Genomic DNA, 5,778 nt, shown 5'->3' on the forward strand with positions numbered 1-5,778 from the left:
GGATTGAACCAGTGACCTCTTCCGTGTCAGGGAAGCGCTCTCCCGCTGAGCTAATCGCGCGGGCGATCCGAGAGTCGAGGATCCGAAGATCCGGTGCGCGATACTGGGATTGAACCAGTGACCTCTTCCGTGTCAGGGAAGCGCTCTCCCGCTGAGCTAATCGCGCGGGTGACTCGAAGATCAAGAACCCGAGGGTTCAGTGCGCGATACTGGGATTGAACCAGTGACCTCTTCCGTGTCAGGGAAGCGCTCTCCCGCTGAGCTAATCGCGCGGGGGATCCGAGGATCCAGGACCCGAGGGTCCAGTGGACGATACTGGGATTGAACCAGTGACCTCTTCCGTGTCAGGGAAGCGCTCTCCCGCTGAGCTAATCGTCCTTGGAGGTGGAGACGGGATTTGAACCCGTGTAGACGGCTTTGCAGGCCGTTGCCTCGCCTCTCGGCCACTCCACCAGGAGTGATAACAGGGGTTCGGGATGATCCCCCACATCGAGCGGACGACGAGATTCGAACTCGCGACCCTCACCTTGGCAAGGTGATGCTCTACCAACTGAGCCACGTCCGCTTGTCGTTTCCGTTTCGCTTCCGCGTCCCGGCGACGTGTTGAACTTTAGCGGATTCCTCGGCCAGTACAAAAACGCGTTTGCGCAGCGTGCTGACCTGCACCCCCTCCGAGGCGCCGGCCGGGGTCCGCGCGCGGCCCGCACCGGGTGGTGCGGGAGCGTTCGTACGACGTTCACTCCTCGTGTCCCCGAGGTGGCGGGGAGCCGTCTCCCAGACGGCCCGGGGCCCCCTCCCGGACGCCGCCCTAGACTCGCAAGAGTGCACACCCACACTCCTCTGGCGCGCTTCGGCGGCCTCCTCGCCACCGACCTCCGGGACGTCACCCATGATCCCGAGGCCCTGGACTCCACCGGCTTCTGGGCGGTCTGCGCGGACTTCGAGGGCCGCCTGACCTGCGCCCGCTTCGGCGACGTGCGACCCGACCCGATCCCCGCGCCGGTGCCCGGCGCCTGGCGCGGCCCCGCCGCCGGCGACTGGACGTCCTCGCTCGACCGCGCCGCGTACACCGCGGGCGTGCGCCGGGTCCGGGAGCACATCGCGCGCGGCGAGGTCTACCAGGCGAACCTCTGCCGGGTGATGTCCGCGCCGCTGCCCGACCCGGCCGGCGCCGACGTCGACGCGCTCACCGCGCTGCTGGCCCGCGGCAACCCCGCCCCGTACGCCGGCACGATCCGGCTGCCCGCGCACGGCGTGGAGCTCGCCACCGCCTCGCCCGAGCTGTACCTGCGCCGCACCGGCCGCACCGTCGAGTCCGGCCCCATCAAGGGCACCGGCAGGACCGCCGAGGACCTCCTGGAGAAGGACCACGCCGAGAACGTGATGATCGTGGACCTGGTGCGGAACGACCTGGGCCGGGTCTGCGCCACCGGGTCCGTCACCGTGCCCGAGCTCTGCGCCGTCGAACCGCACCCCGGCCTCGTCCACCTGGTCTCCACCGTCCGCGGCGAGCTGCGCGAGGAGGCAGGCTGGCGCGAGCTGCTCGCCGCCACCTTCCCGCCCGGCTCCGTGACCGGCGCCCCCAAGTCCAGCGCCCTGCGGATCATCGAGGCCCTGGAGACCGCCCCGCGCGGCCCCTACTGCGGCGGCATCGGCTGGGTCGACGCCGACCGGCGCACCGCCGAGCTCGCCGTGGGCATCCGCACCTTCTGGATCGACCGGGCCGAGGGCCTGCTGCGCTTCGGTACCGGCGCCGGCATCACCTGGGGCTCCGACCCCGAGCGCGAGTGGGCCGAGACCGAACTGAAGGCGTCCCGGCTCGTCGCGATAGCGTCGGGCGGGTACGAGCCGAGCGACGCGTACGAGGCGACTGGAAAGGCCATATCTCGATGAAACTCTGGGTCAACGGCGCACTGCACGACGCCGGGACCGCGCAGGTGTCCGTCCTGGACCACGGGCTCACCGTCGGCGACGGCATCTTCGAGACGGTCAAGGCCGAGCGCGGCGAAACGTTCGCCCTCACCCTCCACCTGGAGCGGCTCGCCCGCTCCGCCCGCGGCCTCGGCCTGCCCGAGCCGGACCTGGACGAGGTCCGCCGTGCCTGCGCCGCCGTCCTCGCGGCCAACCCGATGGAGCTCGGCCGGCTCCGCATCACGTACACCGGCGGACTCTCCCCGCTCGGCTCCGAGCGCGGCGACTCCGGACCGAGCCTGGTCGTGGCCCTCGGCGAGACCACCCGCCGCCCGGACTCCACCGCCGTGATCACCGTGCCGTGGACCCGCAACGAACGCGGCGCGCTCACCGGCCTGAAGACCACCTCGTACGCCGAGAACGTCGTGGCCCTCGCCCGGGCGCGCGAGCGCGGCGCCTCCGAGGCGCTGTTCGGCAACACGGTCGGACAGCTCTGCGAAGGCACCGGCTCCAACGTCTTCGTGGTCGTCGACGGCCGCATCCTCACCCCGCCCGTCTCCTCCGGCTGCCTCGCGGGCATCACCCGCGCCCTCGCCGTGGAGTGGACCGGCGCCGAGGAGACCGACCTGCCGCTGGAGGTGCTGGAGAGCGCCGACGAGATCTTCCTGACCTCGACCCTGCGCGACGTCCAGGCCGTGCACCGGGTCGACGACCGGGAGCTCTCCGGGACCCCCGGACCGGTCACCGCCAAGGCCATGCGCGTCTTCGACGAGCGGGCGGCCCAGGACCGGGACCCGAAGCTCGGCTGACCCGAAGCTCGGCCGACCCGAGGCCCGGTCAATCGCTTGACCGGATGACGGGGCGGCGGCGGGGTGGGTAGAACACCGGTGATGACCACCACCCTGCGGCCGTCCGAGCCGCTCCAGCGCTCCGCCGACGGCGGCCGTTCCCGCACGTACGACATCTGCGTGAACGGCCGGATCGTCGGCTCCGTGCACGTCGCCACCGACCCCGGCTTCGGTCCCGCCGCCGGCGTCATCAGGAACCTCCGGGTCGACCGGCCGGACCGCGGGCGGGGCCGCGGCACGGTGGCGGCGCTCGCCTCGGAGGAGGTGCTGCGCGACTGGGGCTGCCGGCAGGTGCTGGTCCAGGTGCCCGCGGCGGTGGAACCGGCGCTGCGGATGGCCCGCTCGCTCGGCTACACCGAGCGCAGCCGGAACATGGTCAAGGAGCTTCCGGAGCGGCCTGCCGAGCTGCCGCCCGGTTTCGAGGTCCGGCCCATGACGGAGGCGGAGTTCGGGCCGTGGGAGGCCGCGGCGCGGGAGAAGTACGCCCGGAGCTGGATCGAGCGCGGCATGCCGGCGGACCAGGCCCGCGCCAGGTCGGACGCCGGCCACCGGGAGCTGCTTCCGGACGGGCTCGCCACCCCGGGCATGGCGTTCCACCTGGCCGTCCGGGACGGGCAGGTGGTCGGCCGGGTGTGGACCGGCTTCCGCGACCTGGAGCCGGGGACGCGCGGCGGGTACGTGTACGACATCGAGGTCGTCGAGGAGCACCGCGGACACGGCCACGGCCGGGCGCTGATGCTGCTCGCCGAGCGGACCGCGCGGGCGGCCGGGGAGAGCCTGCTCGGACTCCACGTCTTCACGGGCAACACCCCGGCGATCCGGCTCTACGAGTCGCTGGGCTACCGCACGACGTACCTGAACAGCGCCAAGAGCCTGCTGTAGGACCGTCAGCCCGCGAGGAGACGGTCGGCGATCTCCTCGATGCGCGCGCGCAGGCCGTCCTGGCTCTGGCCGCCGTCGAGGCGCTCGCCGCCGACGACGTAGGTCGGGGTGCCGGTGACCTTGATCGCCTTGCCCTCGGCCTCGTCGGCGTCGACCGTGAGCAGGTGCCGGCCGTCGATCAGGGCGGTGTCGAACTCCTCGGCGTCCAGGCCCAGTTCGCCCGCCACCTTCAGGAGCACCGGCTCGCCGCGCTCGCCGAGCTCCGCGGTCCTGGCGAGCAGCGCCTCCGTGTACTCCCAGCCCCTGTCCTGGGCGAACGCCTCCTCGGCGGCCTGGGCCGCGGCGTAGGCGTGCTTGTGCTTGGCCAGCGGGAAGTGGCGCAGCTGCACGTCGAGGCGGGCGCCGTACTTCTCGCGCAGCGCGCGGACGTCGTCGAGGGCCTTGAAGCAGTCGGGGCACTGCAGGTCGAACCAGGTCTCCAGGACGACCGGGGAGGCGGGGGTGGTGGACTCACTCATGGGAAGAGTCTCCCATCCGCCGGTCCCTGGGGGACGACCCGGAGATGTCCCTGATCCGGGGCCCCGGGCATGGCCGTGGGCGGCCCGGGCGGTGCAGGATGGAAGGGACGTACCACCCGTGACGTACCACCCGTGACGGACCAGTCGCGCCGTACCACCCGTGACGGACCAGTCGCGCCGTAGCGCTCGTGACGGACCACTCGTGACCAGGAGGATCGCATGCTTGCCGAGACCATCTGCTCCGCGGTGTCCGCGGCGGGCCTGGGCATCGCCGCGGTCATGGCCTTCCGCAAGAAGTACCTGGCCGCGGCCCGCACGGCCGCCTATGCGCTGCTGCTGCTCGGCCTGGTGATGACGGGCGCGGTCCAGTGGCTCGCGGACACGGCCTTCAGCCCGGTCGCCTGGGCCGGCTTCGGTGTGCTCGGCGGGGCCTGGCTGCTCCTCCTGGTCACGCGGGCGGTGGAGCGGCGCCGGGCCGGGCGCGAGGTGACCGCCGAGGGAGAGGGGCGCGGGGCCGTGGCACCGGCCGCGTCGGCTCCGTCGCTCGGCGCGGGTCAGCGCGGCGCGACCGCGAAGCCGCAGGCCAGGACCGGCGACGAGGACTTCAGCGACATCGAGGCGATTCTGAAGAAGCACGGAATATGACCGGTACCGGTCCTCGATCCGACCGCTTCTGACGTTTCTGGTTCCCGGCGTCCACGGGATGGGGTGAAGAGGCCCGGTCGTGGGGTGTGTTGCGGGATTTCTGGGCCGCGCCGTGCGCGATCATCCCCGCGAGATGCTCGATACCTCGCGGGACCCCGTCCCCACCTCCACCGCACCCCCGGCCGAGGAGCCGCGCGGCTGTCTGTTCGCGCTCTCCCAGCCGCCGCTGATGATCTTCCTCGCGGTGATCGGCGGACTGCTGCTCATGGCCGCCGTCCACGACCTGTTCCTGCTGTGAGGCGGATGCCGGGCCGGCTCAGCTCGCGGCTTCCTTGCGGCGCGCCCGGTAGGCCGCCACGTGCAGCCGGTTGCCGCAGGTGCGGCTGTCGCAGTAGCGGCGGGAGCGGTTGCGGGAGAGGTCGACGAAGGCCCGGCCGCAGTCCGGGGCCTCGCAGCGGCGCAGCCGCTCCTGCTCGCCCGCGACGACGATGAAGGCCAGCGCCATGCCGCAGTCGGCGCCCAGGTGGTCGGCGACCGAGGCGCCCGGCGCGAAGTAGTGCACGTGCCAGTCGTAGCCGTCGTGGTCGGTGAGCTGCGGCGTCGTGCCGGCGGCGGCGACCAGCTGGTTGATCAGCGTCGCGGCGATCCGGGCGTCGGGGGCCGAGAAGACGGCCGCGAACCGGTCGCGCACCTCGCGGACGGCCTTCAGGTCGTCGGCTCCCAGCTCACCGACGTCGCTGATCTTGTTCCTGTGCACGAAGGACTGCAGCGACGGGATGTCCCCGAGCTCGTCGTCGCGGTCGCCCTGTGGGGCGGTGTTCATCAGATCGACGACGGTGTCGAGGGCGATGCGGGTGTCGTGGGGGATCAGCACGATGCGCTCCCTGGCCGGCTGCGGGCGGGCGCCCGCGGAATTGCGCTGACTCTAGCGCGACCCGGAAACGGGCATCGGCGCCCTCCGCCGCGCAGGCGGC

Annotated in this window: 7 protein-coding genes and 5 tRNA genes; 5 read left to right on the forward strand and 7 right to left on the reverse strand. The window is 72.3% G+C overall.

Annotation, left to right across the window (positions count from 1 at the left end; translation table 11 throughout):
* Positions 1 to 94: 94 nt before the first annotated feature.
* The 5 genes from ACWEV0_RS35495 to ACWEV0_RS35515 form a co-directional block, all read right to left on the reverse strand.
* Positions 95 to 166 (reverse strand) — tRNA-Val (locus ACWEV0_RS35495).
* Positions 167 to 200: 34 nt separating this feature from the next.
* Positions 201 to 272: transfer RNA gene (locus tag ACWEV0_RS35500), tRNA-Val, on the reverse strand.
* Between the two features lie 34 nt (positions 273 to 306).
* Positions 307 to 378: transfer RNA gene (locus tag ACWEV0_RS35505), tRNA-Val, on the reverse strand.
* A 1-nt stretch (position 379) separates the two neighbouring features.
* Positions 380 to 453: transfer RNA gene (locus ACWEV0_RS35510), tRNA-Cys, on the reverse strand.
* A 39-nt stretch (positions 454 to 492) separates the two neighbouring features.
* A tRNA-Gly gene (locus ACWEV0_RS35515) sits at positions 493 to 565 on the reverse strand.
* A 257-nt stretch (positions 566 to 822) separates the two neighbouring features.
* On the opposite strand from ACWEV0_RS35515, the gene ACWEV0_RS35520 reads away from it, so the two are divergent.
* The 3 genes from ACWEV0_RS35520 to ACWEV0_RS35530 all read left to right on the forward strand — a co-directional run bounded on the left by ACWEV0_RS35520 (position 823) and on the right by ACWEV0_RS35530 (position 3,641).
* Positions 823 to 1,893 (forward strand): chorismate-binding protein, encoded by a 1,071-nt coding sequence (locus ACWEV0_RS35520; RefSeq protein WP_453153939.1) that lies wholly within the window; start codon positions 823 to 825, stop codon positions 1,891 to 1,893.
* On the forward strand, positions 1,890 to 2,720 hold the full coding sequence (locus ACWEV0_RS35525) for an aminotransferase class IV (RefSeq protein WP_453153940.1): 831 nt from the start codon (positions 1,890 to 1,892) through the stop codon (positions 2,718 to 2,720). Before ACWEV0_RS35520 ends, ACWEV0_RS35525 begins: the two co-directional genes overlap by 4 nt.
* An 81-nt stretch (positions 2,721 to 2,801) precedes the next feature.
* A complete protein-coding gene (locus ACWEV0_RS35530) occupies positions 2,802 to 3,641 on the forward strand; it encodes a GNAT family N-acetyltransferase (RefSeq protein WP_453153941.1) in 840 nt (279 codons plus the stop codon).
* Positions 3,642 to 3,646: 5 nt separating this feature from the next.
* Here ACWEV0_RS35530 and ACWEV0_RS35535 read toward each other — a convergent pair whose 3' ends face one another.
* Positions 3,647 to 4,159, reverse strand: a complete 513-nt coding sequence (locus tag ACWEV0_RS35535; RefSeq protein ID WP_453153942.1) for a DsbA family protein — start codon at positions 4,157 to 4,159, stop codon at positions 3,647 to 3,649.
* 219 nt (positions 4,160 to 4,378) lie between these two features.
* On the opposite strand from ACWEV0_RS35535, the gene ACWEV0_RS35540 reads away from it, so the two are divergent.
* Positions 4,379 to 4,804, forward strand: a complete 426-nt coding sequence (locus ACWEV0_RS35540) for a hypothetical protein (protein ID WP_453153943.1) — start codon at positions 4,379 to 4,381, stop codon at positions 4,802 to 4,804.
* Between the two features lie 133 nt (positions 4,805 to 4,937).
* Positions 4,938 to 5,102 carry a hypothetical protein gene (locus ACWEV0_RS35545; protein ID WP_403796860.1) on the forward strand — a complete coding sequence of 55 codons (165 nt, stop codon included), beginning with the start codon at positions 4,938 to 4,940 and terminating at the stop codon, positions 5,100 to 5,102.
* 18 nt (positions 5,103 to 5,120) lie between these two features.
* Here the strand turns inward: ACWEV0_RS35545 and ACWEV0_RS35550 are convergent, their stop codons facing one another.
* Positions 5,121 to 5,678 carry a CGNR zinc finger domain-containing protein gene (locus ACWEV0_RS35550; RefSeq protein WP_453153944.1) on the reverse strand — a complete coding sequence of 186 codons (558 nt, stop codon included), beginning with the start codon at positions 5,676 to 5,678 and terminating at the stop codon, positions 5,121 to 5,123.
* Positions 5,679 to 5,778: the final 100 nt, after the last annotated feature.

It is taken from the genome of Streptomyces sp. NPDC003943 (assembly GCF_053605265.1).